At 71.7% G+C, this 21,640-nt stretch carries 18 protein-coding genes; 11 read left to right on the forward strand and 7 right to left on the reverse strand.

The features are described 5' to 3' along the window. Positions 1 to 156: 156 nt before the first annotated feature. Positions 157 to 4,680: a S8 family serine peptidase gene (locus tag EDD34_RS07635; protein WP_123814034.1), complete on the forward strand. Its 4,524-nt coding sequence runs from the start codon at positions 157 to 159 to the stop codon at positions 4,678 to 4,680. A 374-nt stretch (positions 4,681 to 5,054) separates the two neighbouring features. Further along, positions 5,055 to 5,666, forward strand: a complete 612-nt coding sequence (locus EDD34_RS07640; RefSeq protein ID WP_246012240.1) for a lytic transglycosylase domain-containing protein — start codon at positions 5,055 to 5,057, stop codon at positions 5,664 to 5,666. 124 nt (positions 5,667 to 5,790) lie between these two features. On the opposite strand, the gene EDD34_RS07645 is transcribed toward EDD34_RS07640, so the two are convergent. Next, positions 5,791 to 6,315 carry a 2'-5' RNA ligase family protein gene (locus EDD34_RS07645; RefSeq protein ID WP_123814035.1) on the reverse strand — a complete coding sequence of 175 codons (525 nt, stop codon included), beginning with the start codon at positions 6,313 to 6,315 and terminating at the stop codon, positions 5,791 to 5,793. A 182-nt stretch (positions 6,316 to 6,497) separates the two neighbouring features. Here EDD34_RS07645 and EDD34_RS07650 point away from each other — a divergent pair, with 182 nt between their 5' ends. Then, a complete protein-coding gene (locus EDD34_RS07650) occupies positions 6,498 to 6,935 on the forward strand; it encodes a DUF4383 domain-containing protein (protein WP_123814036.1) in 438 nt (145 codons plus the stop codon). Between the two features lie 114 nt (positions 6,936 to 7,049). On the opposite strand, the gene EDD34_RS07655 is transcribed toward EDD34_RS07650, so the two are convergent. Continuing rightward, on the reverse strand, positions 7,050 to 7,349 hold the full coding sequence (locus EDD34_RS07655; protein ID WP_123814037.1) for a DUF4287 domain-containing protein: 300 nt from the start codon (positions 7,347 to 7,349) through the stop codon (positions 7,050 to 7,052). Beyond that, the gene (locus EDD34_RS07660) at positions 7,349 to 7,501 is read right to left on the reverse strand and encodes a cupin domain-containing protein (RefSeq protein ID WP_123814038.1); all 153 of its coding nucleotides are present in this window, start codon (positions 7,499 to 7,501) and stop codon (positions 7,349 to 7,351) included. The genes EDD34_RS07655 and EDD34_RS07660 overlap by 1 nt, the downstream gene beginning before the upstream one ends. A gap of 91 nt (positions 7,502 to 7,592) precedes the next feature. Between EDD34_RS07660 and EDD34_RS07665 the strand changes: the two genes are divergently transcribed. Further along, positions 7,593 to 8,573, forward strand: a complete 981-nt coding sequence (locus EDD34_RS07665; RefSeq protein WP_123814039.1) for a DUF5937 family protein — start codon at positions 7,593 to 7,595, stop codon at positions 8,571 to 8,573. Between the two features lie 21 nt (positions 8,574 to 8,594). On the opposite strand, the gene EDD34_RS07670 is transcribed toward EDD34_RS07665, so the two are convergent. Further along, positions 8,595 to 9,038, reverse strand: coding sequence for a winged helix-turn-helix transcriptional regulator (locus EDD34_RS07670; protein WP_123814040.1), 444 nt, complete (start codon positions 9,036 to 9,038; stop codon positions 8,595 to 8,597). Between the two features lie 67 nt (positions 9,039 to 9,105). Between EDD34_RS07670 and EDD34_RS07675 the strand changes: the two genes are divergently transcribed. Beyond that, complete coding sequence (locus EDD34_RS07675) at positions 9,106 to 10,509, forward strand: MFS transporter (RefSeq protein ID WP_246012241.1); 1,404 nt, start codon at positions 9,106 to 9,108, stop codon at positions 10,507 to 10,509. A gap of 161 nt (positions 10,510 to 10,670) precedes the next feature. Here EDD34_RS07675 and EDD34_RS07680 read toward each other — a convergent pair whose 3' ends face one another. Beyond that, positions 10,671 to 11,735, reverse strand: coding sequence for a LacI family DNA-binding transcriptional regulator (locus tag EDD34_RS07680; RefSeq protein ID WP_211341521.1), 1,065 nt, complete (start codon positions 11,733 to 11,735; stop codon positions 10,671 to 10,673). A 182-nt stretch (positions 11,736 to 11,917) separates the two neighbouring features. Here EDD34_RS07680 and EDD34_RS07685 point away from each other — a divergent pair, with 182 nt between their 5' ends. The 4 genes from EDD34_RS07685 to gtfA all read left to right on the forward strand — a co-directional run bounded on the left by EDD34_RS07685 (position 11,918) and on the right by gtfA (position 16,713). Beyond that, positions 11,918 to 13,294 carry an ABC transporter substrate-binding protein gene (locus EDD34_RS07685; protein ID WP_123814042.1) on the forward strand — a complete coding sequence of 459 codons (1,377 nt, stop codon included), beginning with the start codon at positions 11,918 to 11,920 and terminating at the stop codon, positions 13,292 to 13,294. A 9-nt stretch (positions 13,295 to 13,303) separates the two neighbouring features. After that, the gene (locus EDD34_RS07690) at positions 13,304 to 14,275 is read left to right on the forward strand and encodes a carbohydrate ABC transporter permease (protein ID WP_246012242.1); all 972 of its coding nucleotides are present in this window, start codon (positions 13,304 to 13,306) and stop codon (positions 14,273 to 14,275) included. Then, a complete protein-coding gene (locus tag EDD34_RS07695; protein ID WP_123814043.1) occupies positions 14,272 to 15,096 on the forward strand; it encodes a carbohydrate ABC transporter permease in 825 nt (274 codons plus the stop codon). The genes EDD34_RS07690 and EDD34_RS07695 overlap by 4 nt, the downstream gene beginning before the upstream one ends. Positions 15,097 to 15,222: 126 nt before the next feature. Further along, a complete protein-coding gene (gene gtfA / locus EDD34_RS07700) occupies positions 15,223 to 16,713 on the forward strand; it encodes a sucrose phosphorylase (protein ID WP_123814045.1) in 1,491 nt (496 codons plus the stop codon). Positions 16,714 to 16,770: 57 nt separating this feature from the next. Here the strand turns inward: gtfA and EDD34_RS07705 are convergent, their stop codons facing one another. Next, a complete protein-coding gene (locus EDD34_RS07705) occupies positions 16,771 to 17,658 on the reverse strand; it encodes an oxygenase MpaB family protein (RefSeq protein WP_123814046.1) in 888 nt (295 codons plus the stop codon). 134 nt (positions 17,659 to 17,792) lie between these two features. Here EDD34_RS07705 and EDD34_RS07710 point away from each other — a divergent pair, with 134 nt between their 5' ends. Then, positions 17,793 to 18,197 (forward strand): pilus assembly protein CpaE, encoded by a 405-nt coding sequence (locus EDD34_RS07710; RefSeq protein WP_123814047.1) that lies wholly within the window; start codon positions 17,793 to 17,795, stop codon positions 18,195 to 18,197. 381 nt (positions 18,198 to 18,578) lie between these two features. Then, positions 18,579 to 18,797: a type II toxin-antitoxin system HicB family antitoxin gene (locus EDD34_RS21140; protein WP_246012243.1), complete on the forward strand. Its 219-nt coding sequence runs from the start codon at positions 18,579 to 18,581 to the stop codon at positions 18,795 to 18,797. Positions 18,798 to 18,897: 100 nt separating this feature from the next. Here the strand turns inward: EDD34_RS21140 and EDD34_RS07720 are convergent, their stop codons facing one another. Further along, on the reverse strand, positions 18,898 to 21,393 hold the full coding sequence (locus EDD34_RS07720; protein WP_123814048.1) for an alpha-amylase family glycosyl hydrolase: 2,496 nt from the start codon (positions 21,391 to 21,393) through the stop codon (positions 18,898 to 18,900). Positions 21,394 to 21,640: the final 247 nt, after the last annotated feature.

Genomic DNA, 21,640 nt, shown 5'->3' on the forward strand with positions numbered 1-21,640 from the left:
GCAGCGCTGGGGACGTCCCGGCGCGCCTTCTCGACCTCTTCGACCGGACCGGGTGAAATCGGCCCGGGGTCATTGACATGGCCTCCTGACCTGCGCAAGGAATAGCGGGCACCTGCTCGTGAACGTCCCCTCGCTGCCACCTCAAGGGAGCCGTAGATGTCACACCGGTCCAGAACGCCCCTCGTCATAGCCGCCGTCACGGCCTTAGCGGCGGCGCTGACGCCCGCGGCGGTCGCGGTCCCGACGCCCGGTCCGGCGTCGGACAAGGTCGAACCCCGTGAACTCATCGCCGAGAACCTCACACCGGCCGAGACCACGCCGGAGCCGGGCGTCGAGCGCGAGCCGACCATCCAGAAGCTGGCCCTCGGGCGCGGCGGCGCGGAGCGCACCTACCTGATCCGCCTGGCCGACGACGCCGTGCCCACCTACCGCGGAGGCGTCGCGGGCCTGGACGCCACGGCCGTGCGGCCGGGCGGGACGCTGGACACGTCGGTCTCCAGGGTGCGCGAGTACACCGAGTTCCTCGAGGCGGAGCAGGACGACTTCGTCACCCGCATGGAGCGCACGGTCGCCCGCGACGTCGAGGTGCCGTTCTCCTACCAGTACGCCGTCAACGGCATCTCCGCCGTCCTGACGCCCGCCGAGGCCGCCGAGGTCGCCAAGGACCCGGCCGTCGCGCACATCGCGCTCGACAAGGAGCACGAGCTGCACACCGACTCCGGCCCGGCCTGGAGCAACGCCGACGCGCTGTGGAGCGCCGTCGAGGAGCTCGGCCTGCCCGAGGACTACCGCGGCGAGGGCGTCGTCATCGGCACCATCGACACCGGCATCAACCCGGGCAGCCCGTCGTTCGCCGAGACCGGCGACGACGGCTACACCCACACCAACCCGCTCGGCGCCGGGAACTACCTGGGCGCCTGCGACCCGTCGAACACGGACCAGTACGACCCCGACTTCCCGTGCAACGGCAAGCTGATCGGCGCCTACGGGTTCATCTCGGACGCCGACCGCAGCGCCCTCGACGACGACGGCCACGGCACGCACACGGCCTCGACGTCGGGCGGCAGCGTGGTCGCCGGCGCGACCCCGACCGCTCCCGAGGGCACCGACCCGCCGACGTTCGACGTGTCCGGCGTGGCGCCGCACGCCAACGTGATCAGCTACCGCGGCTGCTGCACCACCGCGGGCCTGACGGCGTCGATCGACCAGGCGATCGCCGACGGCGTCGACGTCATCAACTACTCGATCGGCTCGTCCGCGCCGTCGGACCTGTGGAACGACTTCGACTCGATCGGGTTCCTCAACGCGCGCGCCGCGGGCATCTTCGTCGCGACGTCCAACGGCAACGACGGCCCCGGGGTCGCCACGACCGGCTCCCCAGCCGACGCGCCGTGGCTCACGTCCGTCGGCGCGTCCACCCACAACCGGCACGCGTTCAACACGCTCACCGGCCTCACCGGCAGCGCGGGTGACCTGCCCGACCTCACCGGCAAGTCCCTGACCGGCCCGCTGCCCGCGACCGAGATCGTCTACGCGGGCGCGTTCGGCGACCCGGAGTGCACCACGACCACCGGCCACGAGGCCGACTACACGGACCGGATCGTGATCTGCGACCGCGGCAGCAACGGCCGGGTCGAGAAGTCGGAGAACGTCGCCGCGCAGGGCGCCGTCGGCTACGTGCTCGCCAACGACGAGGCGAACGGCGACTCGGTGCTCGGCGACGCGTACGCCGTCCCCGGCGTGTTCCTCGGGTACGACGACGCCACGACCCTGAAGAACTGGCTGGAGGAGGGCACCGGCCACACCGCCACGATCACCGGCACCACGTTCACCGTGGACGACGGGCTCGGCGACGTGATGGCCAGCTTCTCCTCGCGCGGACCCAACCGCGCGGTCGACACGATCGTGCCGTCCCTCACCGCGCCGGGCGTGGATATCCTCGCCGCACTCGGTGACGCCGACGGCGCGTACGACCACGTCGAGTACGGCATCATCTCGGGCACCTCGATGTCGAGCCCGCACGTGGCGGGCGCCGGCGCGCTGCTGACCCAGGCCCGCCCGGACTGGACGCCGGCCCAGCAGCAGTCGGCGCTCATGACCACGGCACGCACCGGGGTGCTGAACCACGACGGCACGCCCGCCACCCCGTACGCGCAGGGCAGCGGCCACATGGACATCGGGGCCGCCGTGCGCGCGGGCCTGCTGTTCGACGAGTCCCCGGCGGACTACCTGGCGGCCGACCCGGAGCAGGGTGGCGACCCCAGCACCCTCAACCTGCCGTCCTTCGCCGACACGCAGTGCCTGGCCACCTGCTCGTGGGAGCGCACCGCGGAGGCCCCGCCGTCCGCCCCGGCCGGTGTCACCTGGTCGGCGTCCGCGGACTCCGACCCGGGTCTCGCTCTTTCCGTGGACCTGTCGCAGGTCACGGTGTCGCCCGGCGACTCGACGGGCATCACGGTCACCGCGGACGTGGCCGGCGCCACCGAGGGGGAGACGCTGTTCGGGCGCATCACCCTCACCCCGAGCGACCCGGAGGTCCCGGCGGTGACCCTGCCGGTCGCCGTCGTCCCGGCCGCCGCGGTGCTGCCCGGCGAGATCGACATCACCACGCGGCGTGACGCCGGATCGCAGGCGGTGACCGACGTCCGGTCCGTCGCCGTGACCGACTTCACCGGCTCGGTGCGCGGCCTGGTCGCCGCAGACCTGCACGAGGGCTCCCTCGACGAGGACCCGACGAACGACTCGCCGTACGACGACCTGAGCCAGGTGGAGGTCACCACCGTGGAGGTGGCCGACGGCGCCGAGCGGCTCGTCGCGCAGATCACGCAGGCGACCGCGCCGGACCTCGACCTGTTCGTGGGCACCGGCGACACGCCGAGCGCCGCCACCCAGGAGTGCGCCTCGACGTCGGGGTCCGCGGCCGAGTACTGCGAGGTTCCCGACCCGGAGGCCGGGACCTGGTGGGTGCTGGTCCAGAACTGGGGCGGCAGCGACAGCCAGCCGGACACCCACACGCTCGCGACCGCCGTCGTCCCGTCCGAGGACCTCGGCAACGCCGGAGTGGCCGGGCCCGACGGCGAGGTGCCGGTGGGCGAGCCGTACGACGTGCGCGTGCACTGGGACCTGCCCGACGCGCAGGAAGGTGACCTCTTCTTCGGCACCGCGGTGCTCGGCAGTTCCCCGGACACGCCCGGGGACATCGGCGAGGTCCCTGTCCGGCTGGCCCGCGTGGCCGACGACGTGACCAAGACGGCGTCGACGGACGCCGCCGCGATCGGCGACACGATCGGGTACGACCTCACCGTCGAGCCCAACGTGACTCCGGAGGATCTCACCTACACGGTCACGGACACCGTGCCCGAGGGCCTGAGCATCGACCCGGAGTCCGTGACCGGCGGGGGCGTGGTCGACGGGCAGACCATCACGTGGGAGGTCGAGATGCCCACGTCGGTGGGCGTCGCGGGCGCCTACGAGGCCTCGACGCCGGCGACCGACCCGCAGTGCGCGGCGTGGGCCGGGTTCGTCGACCTCGGTGCGGTGGGCGTCGGGTTCAGCTCGCTCGACGGCGACAGCGCGGCGGTCAGCGCGTTCTCGAACATCGGCCCGTTCTCCCACTACTCCGACCAGTCGCCGAACCTCACCGTGTCCGACGACGGCCTGATCACCGTCGCGGGCGGCTACGGCGGAAGCCCGTGGGAACCTCAGGCGCTCCCCGCCGCGGCCGCACCGAACGGCGTGATCGCCCCGCTGTGGAGCGACCTGGAGCTCTCGCTGGCGAACGACCGCGGTGTGCGGCTCGCCACCTCCGGCGGCGAGGTCGCGGTGGTGCAGTGGGACGACCCGTTCCCGTACGGCGCCGACCCGGCCGACCTGTCCAACTCCGTGGGGACGTTCCAGGCCTGGATCTACAACTCGGTGTCGGAGGACCGGCCCGAGATCACGTTCGAGTACGGCGAGCTCGGGACGCTGCCCGGCCTGGCCACGATCGGGGTCGAGAACCTCGCGGGCACGCTCGGTACCGCCGTCGTGAACGCGGGTGATCCCTCAGTGGCCGTGGCCGAGGGCGGCAGCATCTGCCTCGACTACGTGGGGCCGAGCGTCGAGCCGGTCACGCTGTCGTACGACGTGACGGTCGACCCGGACGCGATCACCGGCACGTACACGAACACCGCCGAGCACGTCACGGCCGACCCGTTCGACGCCCCGGCCACCGCGTCGGCCGACGTCGCCGTGACGGGCCTGGCGCCGTGCGACGAGGTGATCACCGGCCGGCACCACGAGCGCGTCTCGGTCACCGAGGGCACCACGTGCATCGACGACGCGACCGTCGTGGGCCGCGTCACCGTGTCCGACGGCGCGGGGCTGCGGGTGACCGACTCGAAGATCGTCGCGCTGGTCCGTGCGGACGGAGCGTCGGAGATGCGGGTGTGCGACTCGCGTGTGCTCGGCACACTGACCGTGATCCGCAGCTCCGGGGTCACGATCGGTGACCCGTCGGCGAACTGCGCCGGGAACCGGGTGACCGGCCTGGTCACCGTGTCCCGGTCGGAGGGCCCGGTGATCGGGGACAACCGGATCACCGGACCGCTCGCCTGCTACCGCAACGACCCGGCGCCGGTGAACAACGGTGCGCCGAACACCGTCACGGGCCGTCAGTTCGGCCAGTGCCGCGACCTGTGAGGTCACGCCGCTGACCGGGTAGCACCGTTGCCCGCGCAGCGAACGAGAACGCGAACGCCGTCACGGAAGCCCGTGGCGGCGTTCGCGTTCCGCGCGACGGCGCGCCGGAATCGCGCACGTTTGCGGGAGGTCTTGTCGCAGATCACGGGAGGGGCGAGAACCGGCCGTAGTGTCGGTGGCAGGACGGCGAGTGCCGGCGTCGAGTTCCGGTGCCGCCCGGCCGGCCCGGACCACGGAGGCGCGTCATCACTGTCAGTGCGAGAACCCGGGCCGTCGTCGTCGCGGCCGTCCTGCTGTTGTCCGGCTGCGGCGTGGGCGGAGGGACCTGGCCCGCGGTTCAGGAACGCGACTTCCCGCCCGCGCCGGACCAGCCGGTGCCTCGGCCGTCCGGGGAGCGGGCCGACGCCGACGCCGACGTCGTCCCCGTCGCCGATCTCGCGGACCCGGCCTGGGTGCGGGACGTCTCCGAGCGCACGGAGATCCCGGAACGCGTCCTGGCAGGTTATGCCGGTGCGTCGCTCCGACTGGCCGAGCTGGAGCCGGAGTGCGGGATCGGGTGGAACACGCTGGCGGGGATCGGCGCGGTCGAGTCGCTGCACGGCAGCTACCTCGGCGCGGGCGTCGGGGCCGACGGGACGGTGAGCCCGCCGATCATCGGCGTGCCGCTGGACGGCAGCGAGGGGGTCATGGAGATCGTCGACACCGACGACGGGGAGCTCGACGGCGACACGGAGTGGGACCGTGCCGTCGGCCCGATGCAGTTCATCCCGACCACGTGGGAGAGCTACGCGCAGGACGGGAACCTCGACGGGCGCGCGGATCCGCATCAGATCGACGACGCGGCGCTGACCGCGGGCCTCTACCTGTGCCGCAGGGGCGGCGACGTCACCACCGACGACGGGTGGGCGGCCGCGCTGGCCAGCTACAACCGGTCCGTGTCGTACGCCCACGAGGTGGCCGACCTCGCCGAGTCCTACGGGGCATAGGGACGCGGCCCCGTGAACGTGGCCGGGCAGACGGCGCGGACGGCGTGAACGGCGTGAACGTCACGGGCGGCGTCGACGGCGCGGGCCTCGCGGTCCCGGCCGGGCAGGCACACCGGGGAGACGGCTACGGCACCACCGTGAGCGGGTGGACCGTGCCGGTGCCGGCGTCGACCAGGGCGGCGTGCGTGAGCGTGCCGGTCAGGGGCAGGATCTCGTAGGCTGCTTCGAGGACGAGCGGCGTCTGCTCCAGCCGCACGCGCGTCGCCACGGTGACGTGCGGGGTCCAGTCTCCCGGGACGTAGTGCCTGTGCAGTTCGTCCTCCGTGGCGCCGAGCGCCTCGACGACCCGTTCCTGGCGTGCCGCGAGCGCGGTCGTCACGGCGGGGATCAGGCTCATCCGCCCGCGCCGGAACGCCGCGACGGCGTCGAACCGGATGGTGACGGGGCCGGCGTGGGGGAGTGCCTCCAGGGCGGCGCGCACCTTGTCCAGGTCCCACGAGCGCAGCACGGCCAGGGACAGGTGGGGTACGTGCCGTCCGTGGGTGTGCGTGGCGAGCGTGGGGACGCCGTCGTCCTCGAGCCGCTGCCACAGCCGCCGCAGGACCCGGTCGGTCGGCCTGTCGAACAGCAGGCATACGGCGAGCGCCATGGTCCCCAGCCTAGGCCGAGGGTTTCCGGGGGCAGGGACAAGTCACGCGAAACCGGGACCCATCCGATTCCGTGGTGTCTCCGAATCATGGATATGGCGTCCGCGGCGGCACCCACCGGGTGTGTCGGCGGGCCCACGTCTCGACGGTCGAGACGGTCGACGGACCAGAACGGAGAGTCGCCATGACACAGTCCATGACCCCGCAGATCACCCGAGCGGTCCACCAGTGGCTCGCGCTCGTGATCGGCGCGGTCTATCTCCTCGTAGGTGTCCTGGGTTTCCTCGTGACCGGGTTCGACGGGTTCGCCGAGCACGATCACGACCAGACCCTGCTCGGCTTCGCCGTCAACCCCTTGCACAACATCGTCCACCTGCTGATCGGGCTCGCGGGTCTGGCACTGTGGTCGGGTGCGGGCCGGGCGCGGGCCTTCGGCTGGCTGCTCGCCGCCGGGTACGGTGCCGCGTTCGCGTACGGCCTGTTCGCGGTGGGCAACCCGGAGATCAACTTTCTCAACATCAACGCGGCGGACAACGTGCTGCACGTGCTGAGCGCCGGGGCCGGCCTGGCGATCGCGCTGTGGCCGCAGCGGCAGGCCGAGCCCGGGTACGCGGCGTCCTAGAGGCTCGCGGCCGGGGGAGCGGTCCCCCGGCCGGGGCGCCGCGCCGCGGCATCATCGGTCGGATGCCTCGGTACGCGGTCGGACCGAAACGCCCCGCCGCCCGCGTGCACACGATCAAGCGGTACGGTCCGCCGGCCGGGTGTCCTTCCCGTCGAGCCACAGCCGGTCGCTCGCGTCCCGGTGCGTGCCCGTCGAGCCGACGTGCTTGTCACTGATCCGGTCACCCTTGGTGATGACCTGCGTCATCGCCATCGCGTGCCCGTGGCCGAGCCCGTAGGTCTCCTTGAGCCACGTGACGACCGGCGTCGCCTTGCTGCCGAGGCCGAAGCCCTGCTCCTCCGCGAGCTGGACCAGCTGCCGCGGGGTCAGCCCCGTCTTCTCCTCGACCTTGTCGAGGTAGGCCTGGAAGGACATCAGCGGTTCTCCTGAATCATCGTGGCCGAGGCGTGGATGCACATCATGCGCAACGTCCCCGAGCCGGTGTTGGTGAAGCCGTGCCAGACGTCGGGCTGGACAACGGCGGTGTCGCCCGCCCGGGCGACGACGGTCCGGTCGCCGGTCGTCATGTCTGCTCCTTGCGGGGGTCTGCGGGCCGGCCCGTGCGGTCGGCGTGTTCTCAGCCTCGTGGCTGGCGCCCCGGCGTACTACGGTTTCGACGTGCATCGAAACGTGGTGGAGTTCCGGCTCGCGCCTGACGACATCTCGGCGATCCGGTTCGGTGTCTCGCCCGGTCACGAGCTCGCTCACGCCGTCCGAGTGCTTGGGCAGCCGCAGTATCACCCGCTCCAGTGGGGATGGCTGCGCCGGGCCCGGGGTCTGGCCCCGGCGCCCGCGTTCGGCCTGCTGCGGCTCCTCGTCGGGCCCGACGGCTACATGCCGGATTTCCTCACCTCGACCCCAGGCTGGGACCTCGGCCCCGACGAGGAGCTGGCCCGCCTGCGGGAGGCCGGCCTGGGGCCGCTGCGCGTGGACCTCCTCAAGCGCGTGAACCGCACGAGCGGGCCCGAGCAGCGCCTGCTGCGTGCGATGGCGGACGATCCGGAGCGCGCCCGGTCCGCCACCGCGGACGCCTGGAAACAGTGCTGGGACGCCTTGCTCGCGCCCTACTGGCCGCAGCTCGAACGGATCCTGCGGGCAGACGTAGGCGTCCGCACCCGGCGCGTGACGGCGGACGGCCTCGGCGCGATGGTCGGCACCCTGCACGAGGCCGTCAGCTGGGCCCCGCACGCGGTGCGGGTGCGCCTGCGCATGCACGGCGAGGAACTCGACTGCGCGGGCAGCGGACTCGTGCTCGTGCCGTCCGTGATGGCGCCCCGGTGCAGCGTGGTGACCGAGCCACCCGCGCAGCCCACCCTCTTCTACCCGGCGCTCGGCGTCTCCGAGCGCTGGGCCGACGACGGGCCCGGCTCCACCGAGGCGCTCACCCGGCTGCTCGGGGCCGGGCGAGCCGGCGTGCTCCTCGCGGTGGGGGCGCCGCTGTCGACCAGCGAGGTCGCCGCCGCCTGCGGGCTCGCCGTCTCCACCGCCTCGCACCACCTGTCACTGCTGAGCGCTGCCCGCCTGGTCGACGCGCGGCGCGACGGCGCGCGGGTGCTGCACGTGCGCACGCCGCTGGGGGAGGCGCTGGTCGGAGGGTGAGGGGTGGCGGCCTCGCCGTCGTCAGTGCGCCGCCGCCTCGAACTCCTCCCGCGCGCGGACGATCTCGTCCTGGTGCTCCTCGGACCACGTGACCAGCGCCTGGGTGGTGCCGAGCAGCGTGCGGCCCAGCGAGGTGAGCTCGTACTCCACGCGCGGCGGGACCTCCGGGTACACCGTGCGCCGCACGAGGCCGTCACGTTCGAGGTTGCGCAGGGTCACGGTCAGCATGCGCTTGCTGATCCCGTCGATCTCCCTGCTGAGCTCGCCGAACCGGAGCGTCCCCTCGTCCAGCAGCGCGATCACCAGGAGGGACCACTTGTCGGCGATGCGGTCCAGGATCTGCCGGACCTGGCAGTCCTCCCGGACGTCCCACTGGAAGGGATCCCGGTCCGCCCTGCACTCCGACCGTTCCGCAGCGGTTCCCGCGGGGTAACCGGGTGACGCCGAAGTGCCTTCTTGTGCCATCTGACGATCGTGCCCAAGGATCGTCTTGGTTACAAGAGGTAACCGTGCACCGAGCGAGGAGACCCTGGTGACGACAGCAAGAACGGTGGAGCCGCCGCCCGCGGCCGCGACGCGGACCGGCTGGGGAGTGCTGGCGGTCGTGTGCGGCGCGCTCTTCCTGGAGGGGATCGACATCGCGATGCTCAACGTCGCGGTGCCCGCGATCGCCGCTGACATCGGCCTGGCGACGGCCGACGCGCACTGGGTGATCAGCGCCTACGTGCTCGCCTACGGCGGCTTCATGATCCTGGGCGGGCGCACGGCGGACCTCGTGGGCCGGCGCCGGACCTTCCTGGTCGCGCTCGCGGTGTTCGTCGCGTTCTCGGGTGTGGGCGGTCTGGCCGACGACGCCTGGGTGCTGCTCGTCGCCCGGTTCGTCACGGGTGCGACGGCGGGGTTCATGACCCCGGCGGGCTTCAGCCTCCTCACGACCAGCTTCCCGGCGGGCCCGCTCCGGGACCGGGCCCTGGCGATCTACGGCGCGATCGGGGCGGGCGGGTTCACGCTCGGCGTCGTCGCGGGCGGCTTCCTCACCGACGTCGGCTGGCGCTGGGTGTTCTTCGCGCCGGTCATCGTGGGCGCCCTGCTCTGGGTCGCCGGGCGGGCGATCATCCGCGCGGACGAGGCCGGCCGGATCCCGCGTCGCGGGTTCGACCTGGGTGGCGCCGTCACGCTCACGTCGGCCATGGTGGTGCTGATCTACGGCGTCGTGGAGGTCGGTGAGGGGAGATGGCTGACCACGGGGATCGCCTCGTTCGCCGCGGCGGCCGTGCTGCTTCTCTCCTTCGTGGTGATCGAGCGCCGGGCGGCCGCCCCGCTGCTGCGGCTCGCGGTGCTGCGCGCAGGTCTCCTGCTGCCGGCGAGCGTCGCCGGCCTGCTGGTCATCGGCTCGTTCTTCGCGTTCCAGTTCCTCGTCACGCTCTACCTGCAGGAGTTCCGCGGATGGTCGCCGGTCGCGACGGGGCTGGCCTTCGCCGTCATGGGCGCCGACATGATCCTGGCGCCCTTGGTGACGCACCGGCTGGTCCAGCGGTTCGGGAACATCCCGGTGATGGTGGCCGGGGTGCTGGCCGGGGTCGTGGCCTTCGCCCTGGCGCTGAGGATCGACGGTGCCTGGGGCTACCTGGAGCTGTTGCCGTCGATGTTCCTCGTCGCCGTGATGTTCGCCCTGGTGTACGGGCCGCTCGCGGCGGCCGCGACCGACGGCCTCGACGACGCCGAGCACGGGATCGCCGGCGGCGTCGTCTACACGGCGTTCCAGTTCGGTGCGGCGCTGGGGGTGTCGGCGGCGACGATCGCGCTCGTCGGCGGGCACTCCGGCACCGCCGGTGAGGCCGACTACCAGCGTGCGCTGCTGGTTCCCGTGATGGGCTCGGCCCTCGCCCTGATCCTCGGCGTCCTCACCTGGATCCGCGGCCGGCGGGCCGCGTAGCGACATACGGCCGGGCACCCGCGCGGGGCGCCCCGCGCCGGGCACTTCGCGCCGGGCACTTCGGCCGCAGTGGGACGGGGCGCAGGGGGCCGGCCGCGGTGGGCCTGCTCGGGGATGGCGGGCGCAGCGGTGCCCGGGGATCCAGGTCCGGGTCATCGGACCTACCGCGGCGGGGCCACCGACTCCCGTGACCGCAGGGGCATCGGCAGCTGGTGCACGAGCTGGTCCGGTTCGAGCCCCGCCCGGTCGGCGCCCGCGCCGACCTGTTCCAGGAGCAGCTCGACCGCCCGCCGGCCGAGGGCGCGATGGGGCAGCGCGAACGTCGTGAGCCCGGGCCGGAGCCAGCCGGCGACGGACGCGTCGTCGAACGAGACGACGGAGACGTCGTCGGGAATGCTCCGACCGGTTTCCTGGACCGCCTGGTAGGCCCCGAAGGCGAGGCGGTCGTTGAAGCACAGGAGTGCCAGGGGGGCGGGGCCGGCGCTCGTGAGGATCCGGCGCGCCGCCTCCCATCCCTGCTGGGGGAGCCAGGAGGGGTCCTCGTGCCCGGAGGCGGGCCGGACGCCGGCGTCGTCGAACGCGCCCAGGATCCCGCGGAGCCGTTCACGTGCGGCGATGGCCACCGCGGGCCAGTCGTCCAGGCCCGGTCCCGCCCCGATGAGGTGGATCTCCCGGTGCCCGGCGGCGAGGAGCAGCTCCGCGGCCTCGCGTCCGGCGCGCTCCTCGTCCGGCAGCACGCTGGGGATCGTCGTGTTGCCCGGGGCGGTGAGGTTGAGGAGGACGGCGGGGATGCGGTCGATGTCGGGCGGCAGCGGCCGTGACCGGGTGAACATGGAGGCGAGCACGATGCCGTCGGCCTGGTGGTCGAGCATCGCCTCGACCAGCTTCGCCTCCTCCGCGGGCTTGCCGCCGGTCTCACCGATGAAGAGCATGAAGCCGCGCTCGCGGGCCGCCTCGATCGCGCCCTTGATCATGTCACCCGCGAGACGCGACGACGCGACGCTGTCGGACACGAACCCGATCGTCCTGGTCGTTCCCTTGCGCAGCCCGATCGACACCGCGTTCGGCCGGTACCCCAGGTCCTCGGCCGCCGCTCGCACGCGGTCGTGCACCGCCTCGGAGATCCGCAGCTCGCGTCCCCGGCCCGTCATGACGAGCGACGCGGTCGACGGCGACACGCCGGCCGCTCTGGCGACATCGGCGAGCGTCACCCTCTTGCTGCCCACATGTTTCCTCTCGTCGCGTGGATTCTAATCAGGGCGGTTGCCCCGGGAGTGCGGTTGTCGCGTCGTCCGACCGTGCCCGGGGGTTTGACAGCCATCCCCGACGCGGACCATATTATCCCTGCTAAGTCGGTTTAGCAGTCGAGGCGACGGAGTCTCGGCGCCCGACGAAGGGAGAGATGACGATGTCTCGTCAAGAAGACACAGCTCGTACGCGCCTGGTCACGACGGCGGCACTCGGCCTGAGCGCGGTGCTCACGCTGGCGGCCTGCGCGCCACCCGGAAGCGGCGCCTCCGACGAGGCCGGCGGCCCGACGTCGTCGGTCGCGGCGGACGGCGCGGCGCCCACCTGCGGGACGGAGGACGTGACCCTGAGCTCGTACGTCGAGACCGGCTTCCCGCTGTTCAAGGAACTCGCCGACGAGTTCACGGCCCAGCACCCCAACGTGACCTTCGACATCCGCGAGGACCAGTTCGCGGTGCTCACCCAGAACGCGCCACGGGTCATGGTCGACGATCCGCCGGACCTGATGCGCCTGCCCCAGGTGTCCGAGCTGGCCGCGGACGACCTCCTGCTGGACCTCGACGGCTACGCCGGGGCGTTCGGCTGGGACGAGTGGCCGTCCTCGCAGCTCGAGCAGATGCGGGTCGACGACGAAGGCCGGCGCGGCGACGGCCCGCTCTACGCGATGGGTCTCAACTTCTCCATGACCGGCGTCTTCTACAACAAGGAGCTCGCCGAGCAGATCGGGATGACGGAGCCCCCGGCCACGCTCGAGGAGTTCGACGCGTTCCTCCAGGAGGCCAAGGACGCCGGGCTCACCCCCGCGGCGCAGTTCAACGGCGGCGCGACCGGCGGCCTCGCCTTCCCCCTCCAGGGCCTGATGGCCTCCTACGGCGACCCCGCCGAGATCAACTCCTGGATCTACCAGCAGCCCGGCGCGACGATCGACACGCCGTCGGGCCTCCAGGCCGCGGAGCACCTCCAGGGGTGGATCGACGCCGGCTACTTCGCCGACGACATCAACTCGATGGACTACTCGACCATGATGAGCAGGTTCATCGACGGGCGCAGCGTCTTCATCTTCAACGGCGACTGGGAGTCCGGAAACCTCGACGAGCAGATGGCCGGCAACGTCGGCTTCTTCCTCATGCCGCCCGTCGAGGAGGGTGGCGGGATCGGCGCGATGTCCGCGCCCCTGACCTACGGCATCTCCGCGAAGGCCGCCAACCCCGACTGCGCGGCGTTCTTCCTCGACTGGATCGCGACGAACGATGAAGCACGCACCATCGCCGTCGAGATCGGCGGGTCCCACCCCATGGGCCCGGCCGACGCCTTCATGCCCGAGGTCGACCCCGACACCGTCACGGCGCAGACCCTCCAGGCCGGCGCCGCGGTAGGTGACAACAACGGCGCGATGGACTTCATCGCGAACGCCACCGGCTCCATCTACGCGAAGAGCTGGACGCCGAACCTGCAGAAGCTGGTCGCGGGCGAACAGGACGCGGCCGGCCTGCTCGGCGCGGTGCAGTCCGACTACGAGAGCCAGATCGGCGGCTAGGGCCTCACCATGACGGAACGATGGCAGATCGGCATGCCGCCGGAACGCCGCGAGCGCAGCCTCGCCAAGAGCTTGCGCCTGGTCGAAGGGCGCCGCGCCACCCGGGCGCGGCGCCTGCGCCGGGGCGGCAGCGCGCTCCTTCTCGTGGTCCCGGCGGCGCTGGCCTACGGGGTGTTCGTGGTCCGCCCCATCCTCATCACGATGCAGTACTCGTTCTACGACTGGAACGGGGTCTCGGAGTCCACCTGGGTGGGACTCGAGAACTACGCGCGCATCCTCACCGACTCCGAGTTGTTCGGGCCGATCCTCCACGCGTTCGAGCTGATCGTGTACTTCAGCCTCGTGCCGGTCTCGCTGGGCCTGGTCGCCGCGGCGGCGATCCGCAAGTTCGCCACCAGCCGGGTCGCGGTCGTGGCGCGTGTGGTCCTCTTCCTCCCGCAGGTCATCCCGCTCGTGGCGGCGGGCATCATGTGGACCTGGCTCATGTCCACCGACGGCCTGGTCAACGAGTCCCTGCGCCTGATCGGGCTGGGGTCCGTGACCCGGGCCTGGCTCGGGGACTTCGACACGGCGCTGCCGGCCGTCGGCGTCATCGGCGCCTGGGTGTCGCTGGGGCTGTGCATGGTCCTCATGCTCGCCGGGATGACGAAGATCGACCCGGCCCTGTACGAGGCGGCGCGGCTCGACGGCGCGGGACCGGTGCGCGAGTTCTTCGCCATCACCCTGCCGAGCGTGCGGCAGGAACTGGGCGTCTGCCTGACGGTGACGGTCATCAGCGCGCTGGCGAGCTTCGACATCATCTACATCTCCACGCAGGGCGGGCCGGGGAACAGCACGCTCGTGCCCGGCCTGGAGATCTACTACCTGGCGTTCTTCGAACGGGAGGTGGGCCAGGCGTCCGCGCTGGCCGTCGTGCTGATGCTCCTCGTCCTCGCCGTCGTCCTGCCGCTCCAGCGTGTCGCCCGAGGGAGGGAGTCGTGATCACCTCGTCGCGAGAGACGTGGCTCAGCCGTGTCCTGCTCGTCCTGCTCATGGCGTTCACGATCGTGCCGTTCGTGAGCCTGTTCATCACCGCGCTGCATCCGCCCGGGACCTATCCGGGAGGGCTGGCCCTTCCCGAGACCCCGCACTGGTCGAACTTCGTCACGGCGTTCCAGTCGGCCGGCATGGCGGACATGCTCGTCTCGAGCGTGTTCATCGAGCTGGGCGTCGTGCCCGTCGCGGTTCTCATCGGCACGCTGGCCGGGTTCTCGCTGGGGCATCTGCGGCCGCCCGGGCACAAGGCGATCTTCATCGCCTTCCTGCTCGGTCTGACGCTCCCGTTCGAGGGCGTCGTGGTGCCGCTCTACTACCAGATCCGGGACTTCGGGCTGCTGAACACCCGGTGGGCGATCATCCTGCCCCTCATCGGGCTGTACATGCCGTTCGCCGTGATGTGGATGCGAGCGCACTTCGTGAACATGCCGGAGGACCTGTCCGAGGCCGCGCGCCTGGACGGCGCCTCGACGTGGCAGCTCTTCACGAGGATCCATCTGCCGCTGTCGCTGCCGGCCCTGTCGTCCTTGGCGATCCTGCTGTTCCTGTGGACCTGGAACCAGTTCCTGCTGGCGATCGTGCTGGTCGACGACCCGGCCAAACGCACGATGGCCGGTGCGCTCGGCGCGTTCCAGGGGCAGTGGGGTATCGACATCCCGCTCCTGTGCGCCGGATCTCTCCTGATCCTGACACCGACGCTCCTGGTGTTCCTGGTGTTCCAGCGGCACTTCGTCACCGCGCTCATGCAGGGCGCGGTCAAGGGCTGAGGTCTACGCCTTGCGCCGTGCGCGATACCCGTGTCGCATGGCTGTGACAGATCCCCGCGATCCGTCGACCGCCGCGGGGCGGGCCCGAACCCGGGTCCGCCCCGGGCGCCCGTCCCGAGGAGTGCGATGACCGAGATCCCCGATGGGCCGCAGCTCATCACGTACGCGGACCGGCTGGGCGGCGACGTCCCGCGCCTCACCGCCCTGCTGGAGGGGCCGTTGGCCGGGGTGTTCACCGGTGTGCACGTGCTGCCCTACTACACCCCGTACGACGGGGCCGACGCCGGGTTCGACCCCGAGGACCACGCCCAGGTCGACCCTCGCCTGGGCACCTGGACGGACGTGCGCCGGCTCGGCGAGCACCACGCCGTCATGAGCGACGTGATCGTCAACCACGTCTCCGCGCGCTCCGCCCGGTTCCGGGACGTCGTGGCGCGCGGGGACTCCTCGCCGTGGGCTCCCATGTTCCTCACGCTGTCCTCGGTGTTCCCGGAGGGTGCGAGCGAGGCGGACCTCGCGCGGATCTACCGGCCCCGCCCGGGGCTGCCGTTCACGACGATGGTGCTGGGCGGCCGGCGGCGTCTGGTGTGGACCACCTTCACACCGGACCAGGTGGACATCGATCTGCGCACGCCGCAGGCGTGGGAGTACCTCACCGGCGTCATCGACGCGCTGACCGGCGCGGGCGTGAGCATGCTGCGCCTGGATGCGGTCGGGTACACGGGCAAGGAGGCGGGCACCGACTGCTTCATGACGGACTCGACGTCCGGGTACACCCGGCGCATCCTCGACCTCGCGCACGCCCGCGGTGCGACGGTGCTGCTGGAGATCCACGGGCACCACACGCAGCAGATCGAGATCGCCCGCACGGTCGACCTGGTCTACGACTTCGCGCTGCCGCCGCTCGTCCTCCACGCGCTGCACGCCCAGGACCTGGGGCCCCTGGGCACCTGGCTCGGGATCCGCCCGGCGAACGCCGTGACGGTGCTGGACACGCACGACGGGATCGGGATCGTCGACGTCGGCCCGAGCGACCTGCGTCCCGGCGAACCGGGGCTGCTGCTCCCGGAGCAGATCGACGCGCTCGTCGAGCACATCCACGACGCGAGCGGCGGGTCGAGCCGCCAGGCGACCGGCGCCGCGGCGTCGAACCTGGACCTCTACCAGGTGAACTGCACGTTCTACGACGCACTGGGGCGCGACGACCGCCGCTACCTGCTGGCGCGACTGATCCAGCTCGTGCTTCCCGGCATCCCGCAGGTGTACTACGTGGGGCTCCTGGCCGGCGGCAACGACATGGAACTGCTCGCGGCGACGGGGGTCGGCCGGGACGTCAACCGGCACCACTACACCCCGCAGGAGGTCGACGAGGCGCTCGGGCGCCCCGTGGTCCGCGCCCAGCTCGACGCGCTGCGCCTCCGTCGCGACCATCCCGCCTTCCGGGGAGCCTTCTCGTACTCGGCCGCGGGTACCCGGGCGGCGCTGTCCTGGGAGCTCTCGCCCGGCGGGGAGACGCACCGGGTCGTGCTCGAACTCGACGTCCGCGACGCGTCCTTCGCGCTGCGCGCCACCCGTGGCGGCGAGGAGCACACCGTGCTCGACGAGTCGGCCGTGTGACCTCGGCCGGGTGGTGTTCCAGGAGCCCGCAGGCCTCGGCGGCCCGGCGCCCATCGACTAGGTTCGGGGAGCCGCCGGGGTGCTCGGCATCGTCGTCGAGGCCAGGCTCCAGCGGATCGCGCCGACGGCGATCCGTCCGGCCAGGTGCGCAGGGCGGCCGCCGGGCCATCGTCGCAGGCCGAGCTCTGCGCGGGCCCACGAGGGCAACGTGGCGACCGCGCCGGCGGCGAGCAGCGCGTAGGGGGCGCGGACCGGGCCGGGCAGCGGCGGCTCGTGGAGCAGGAAGCGTACGGTGTCGAGCGCTTCGGGTGTGGCGCGCAGTTCCGGGCGGTACCTGTCGAGGCAGTCGGCGAGTTCGGCGACGGTCTCGGGGACGTCCCGTGCTCCGACGGCCTGCGCCACCCGGCCGAGCTGAGCCACGTACTCGTCGGCCTCCGCGGGGGACAGGCGCCGGGCGCCGAAGTGCTGGTTCGTCGTGAGGAACGAGTCCGCCTCGGCGGCGTGGACCCACGTGAGCAGGTGCGGGTCGCTCGCGCGGTACGGCACGCCGTCGGGCGTCTTCCCGCGGATGCGTTCGTGGACCGAGCGGACCTGGTCGACGGCGGCCCGCGCCTCGTCGGCGGTGCCGAAGATCGTGGACGCGAGGAACGTGGAGGTCCGTGCGAGGCGCCCCCACGGGTCGCTGCGGTAGCCGGAGTGCCCGGCCACGCCCGCCATGGCCAGGGGATGCAGCGACTGCAGCAGTAGCGCGCGCAGGCCGCCGGCGAACGTCGCGGCGTCGGCGTGGACCATGCGCACCGCGCTGCCGGGCGGGAACCAGCGCGGCCCGGGCGTGAGGTGGATGCGGTCGCGGGCGGCGAAGCCGTCCTGCCCCGCCACCCGCAGGAAGATCGTCCGGCCCACGCGCGTGCGGATGCGTGCGATCGGATTCGGTACGGCGGACATGGTTCCATTGTCGCGCGGCGGCGGTCCGCCAGGTCTCGCCCGACCGCTTCGTGGCCGATCCACCGCATCGTGACCGACCGACGCGCCCGTGACTGATCCGCTCCCGACCTTCCGCGGTGTCCGACAATGGGCCAGTGATCTCCACCGAGCTTGCCGCCCGCCTGCGCGACGCCGGTCTGGTCTGGAGCCCGGTCGACGGCGACCGGTTCCGGATCGAGTCCCCGGAGCTCGCGGGTGACGTCTTCACCGTGAGCACCATGACGATCGAGGCGCACGAGTATCCGACGGGCACGATCCTGGGCTTCAACGGCACCACCGAGTGGGCGCTGGACTCGGTCGCGATCGAGCACACCCTGTGGCTGCCGCGCGAGGACCAGCTACGTGGGCTCCTGCGCTCGACCTTCCGGAGCCTGCGCAGCATCGACGGCGTCTACGAGGTCGAGGTCGAGTTCCTCGGCCGCACTCGTGTCTTCACCGACCCGGAGCCCGCCGACGCCTACGGCCGGGCCCTCCTCGCGCTCACGGAGCTCAGCCGCTGACCGTTGGCGTGCCGCGGACGGCTCCGGATCGCTCCGACGCCGAGCTGGTGTCCCGCGTCTGAACTTCGGGACATTTCGCTGGCCCCACCGCGCGGTCTCGCGTCGGTTCCAGCTGCCGAACCGCACATCCAGCCTGCCTCCGGTTGCCGAAACGCACGGTGAATCGTGTCAACCGGCGATTGGCACGATTCAGTCTGCGGTTCGGCGGGCGGAGGCAGGCCGGACCTGCGGTTCGGCGAGCTGGCGCGGGTCGAGATTGCGGTTCGGCAGCGAGACCCGGCTGGGGCTGCGGTTCGCCAACCATCGGAATCAGCCGAGGACGGTGAGTACGTCGCCTCCGTTGCCGAGTTCGAGTCGCTGTCGTGGCTGGCCGGTAGCCCGGTGGAGGCGCTCGAAGGCATTCTCGGTGTCGTCGCTGAGGTCATCGAGGATCTTGAGGCGTCGAACGAGCCGGTCCCCGCACCGATCGCCGAGCGGCACTACTCGGGGAAGTTCGTGGTGCGGATCCCGCCGGAGACGCATCGGCGGCTCGCGGTGGAGGCGGCGGAGCAGCATGTCTCGCTGAACCGCTTCGTGGCCGATCGGCTCGCCATGGCCTGAGCCACGTCGGTGGACCGCGTCCCCGGCCGGTGCCCGAGATACCGGCGGCACGAGCGGCCGGGACGGTGGGCCGCCGCCCACCGTCCCGGCCGGAACGGGGCTATCTCAGGTAGGGGCCGGCGTCGCCGACCTTGCCCGGAGCGGGGTTGCCCGGCAGGTCGAGGACGTAGACGCGAAGGTTGCCCTTGCCCGGTGCGCCGATCCTCAGCGTGCCGTCGGTGACGGTCTGCTGCCGGCCGGTCACGGCATCGACGTAGGTCCCGTTCGGGATGCGCGAGAACGTGGCGCCGCCCGACACGGTGACGAGGGCGAAGCTGTCGGTGCCGGCCTCGGTGAACCGCCGCTTGTAGGCCATCGACCCGTCCACGCCGACGGTGGAGTACTGCCCCTTCTGGAGGGCCGGCACCGCGCGGCGGATCCGGTTGAGCCGCTGCACGTGCTCGGCCAGCGGCCGGGACAGCGTCTCGGCGACCGCGCCGGACGCGCTGTCCACCACCCCGAAGTCGCTCGCCGTGACGGACCCTTCGAGGTGATCGCCGAAGTACGCCCGCCCGGTCGTGGCGAGGGGACAGGTGGGTCCGCAGTCGATCCGCGCGCCCTTCTGGAACTCGATCTCCGAGCCGTAGTAGAGCGTGGGGATGCCGCGGAACGTCCACATGAGGCTCATGTTCTCGGCCCAGGCGTCGGTGCCGCCGTCGTACCGCACCGTGGACTTGTTGGGCCCGTAGTCGTGCGAGTCGACGTAGACGGTGTTGTAGGTCGCGTCGTTGTACGAGTCGTCCGAGTCCTTCCCCGCCCAGAACGCGTTGCCGGCGTCGCCGAAGTTCATGTGCATGCGCATGTCGATGACGTTCATGCCCGAGAACCGTGAGTGGTCCGGCGTGTGATAGGTGTTGCCGTCGGCGCCGGTGAGGAAGGCGTTGTCCGACGTCGGCTGGTTGCCGGTGCCCTGCAGGTTCTCGTACTCGAACTGCTCTGCCGCGGCGACGACGTCGTCCAGCGAGTACTCGCGCCGTTCCTTCCACGTGTAGAACTGGGCGGAGTGGTTGACCGAGCCGCGGTTCCACTTGTCGTGGACGAACGCGGCGACCTCGCCGAACACGTAGAAGTCGTCGCCCTTGGCACCGTGGGTGGCCACGGCGTGCTCGCGGATCGCGGGCAGGAAGTGCCGGTTCCACATGACGCGGGGGATGTGCACGGCGGTGTCGATGCGGAAGCCGTCCACGCCCATGTCGATGTACCGGTTGTACGCGTCGACCAGATACTCCTGCACCTCGGCGTTCTCGGTGTTGAAGTCCGCCAGGTCGTCGTGGATCCAGCAGTCCTGGGCGTCCTTGCCCTCCCAGTTCCCGATCCAGCACTGGTGGTAGTAGTCGTCCGGGAACATGCCCGACGTCGGCGACGGCCACTGGCAGTGGTGCAGTGCGAAGCCCTCGGAGCTGAAGCCGCCGGTGGGAACGCCGTAGTTCACGCACGTGTTGCCCGCGGGTTCCGTCGTCGACCACAGGTCACCGTTGTACGGGCGGCCCTTGGCGAGCGCGTTCTGCGCGTCGGTCAGGGTGGGGTCGTCGCCGTCGTGCTCCTGGAGCGGGTCGTACTGGCGGCCCTCCTCCTTGGCCGAGTACATCCAGTCCCACTGCCCGTCGCGCGCGCCCCACACCGTGGGGACGAACAGGTCCTTGGCTCCCCAGCGAGAGGAGTGGTTGTACACGACGTCCTGGTAGATCTTGATGCCCTTGGCGTGGGCCGCGTCGATGAGGTCCTGGTACGAGGCGCCCGGGCTCTCCAGGCGTGGGTCGACGCGGAGGAAGTCCCAGCCGTGATAGCCGTGGAAGTCGTAGTCCGACCGGTTGAGCACCACCGGCGTGATCCAGATGGCGGAGAAGCCCAGCGCCTTGACGTAGTCGAGCTTGTCGACCAGCCCCTGGAAGTCCCCGCGGAACATCGGGTCGTCGCCCGCGGCGTTTCCCGAGGAGACGTGCTGCGAGCCGCCGCGGTTGTTGTCCGGCGAGCCGTCGTTGAACCTCGCCGTCATGACGAAGTAGATCGAGTCCTCGCGCGGGTCGCCGCCGAGGGGCTCGCCCGTCGGGGCGGTCGGTTCGCCGGGATCTTCCGTCGTGGTCGGTGTCGGGCTGGGTTCCGACGGTGTCGGGCTCGGTTCGGACGGTGTCGGGCTCGGGTCCGACGGCGTGGGGCTGGGTTCCGCGGCGCACGGCGACGTGCCGGTGGTCAGGGCGCCGTCGGCGACGAGCACGGTGCCCGCATCGGCGTGGTAGTTCGCGCCGCCGTTGTTGTCCCACCAGCCCTGGCCGTCGTTGAACGTCAGCTGGACGCCCGACGCCCCGCCGAGGTCGATCTCGTGGACCAGCCAGCCCTGGCAGGCCGCCTGCATCGGGACACCCGGGACGTCGGTCCACGACTGCCCGTCGACCCCGTAGTGGATGTTCGTGACCGCCCACTCAGGCCGGTCCTCGTAGTAGACGGTCGTCACCGCGCCTTCCGCGCCGACGGCGGGCAGGCCCGCCAGGGTCGCGACGACCACTGCGGCAAGACCCGCCGCGACAACTCGCCTCCGTGCGAGCAACGGTCCAGGCATGATCCGGTCCTCCTTCGTCGAGCCGCGTCGTCGCGACCCTGGGCATCGAGCCGCGTCGTCGCGGCCCTCCGGTTCCCGACCTGACCGCCTCGTCACGGTGCAGGTGCGGGGAGCGGCGTGACCATGGATGCAAGGTTGCTGAAAGTTGCACCGCTCCTTGCAAGAGGGTACAGAACGGACAGGTGCGCGTACAGAGGTGCGCGGGTGTCGGGCTCCCCAGCGGCGAACTGCCTGGTAATCTGCAGAT

The organism is Myceligenerans xiligouense, assembly GCF_003814695.1.
GTDB classification, from domain to species: Bacteria; Actinomycetota; Actinomycetes; order Actinomycetales; family Cellulomonadaceae; genus Myceligenerans; species Myceligenerans xiligouense.

Coding starts and splice junctions, on each gene's coding strand:
- EDD34_RS07635 (WP_123814034.1), top strand. CDS start 157: ATGTCACACCGGTCCAGAACGCCCCTCGTCATAGCCGCCGTCACGGCC.
- EDD34_RS07645 (WP_123814035.1), bottom strand. CDS start 6,315: ATGGCGCTCGCCGTATGCCTGCTGTTCGACAGGCCGACCGACCGGGTC.
- EDD34_RS07650 (WP_123814036.1), top strand. CDS start 6,498: ATGACACAGTCCATGACCCCGCAGATCACCCGAGCGGTCCACCAGTGG.
- EDD34_RS07655 (WP_123814037.1), bottom strand. CDS start 7,349: ATGTCCTTCCAGGCCTACCTCGACAAGGTCGAGGAGAAGACGGGGCTG.
- EDD34_RS07660 (WP_123814038.1), bottom strand. CDS start 7,501: ATGACGACCGGCGACCGGACCGTCGTCGCCCGGGCGGGCGACACCGCC.
- EDD34_RS07670 (WP_123814040.1), bottom strand. CDS start 9,038: ATGGCACAAGAAGGCACTTCGGCGTCACCCGGTTACCCCGCGGGAACC.
- EDD34_RS07685 (WP_123814042.1), top strand. CDS start 11,918: ATGTCTCGTCAAGAAGACACAGCTCGTACGCGCCTGGTCACGACGGCG.
- EDD34_RS07690 (WP_246012242.1), top strand. CDS start 13,304: ATGACGGAACGATGGCAGATCGGCATGCCGCCGGAACGCCGCGAGCGC.
- gtfA (WP_123814045.1), top strand. CDS start 15,223: ATGACCGAGATCCCCGATGGGCCGCAGCTCATCACGTACGCGGACCGG.
- EDD34_RS07705 (WP_123814046.1), bottom strand. CDS start 17,658: ATGTCCGCCGTACCGAATCCGATCGCACGCATCCGCACGCGCGTGGGC.
- EDD34_RS07720 (WP_123814048.1), bottom strand. CDS start 21,393: ATGCCTGGACCGTTGCTCGCACGGAGGCGAGTTGTCGCGGCGGGTCTT.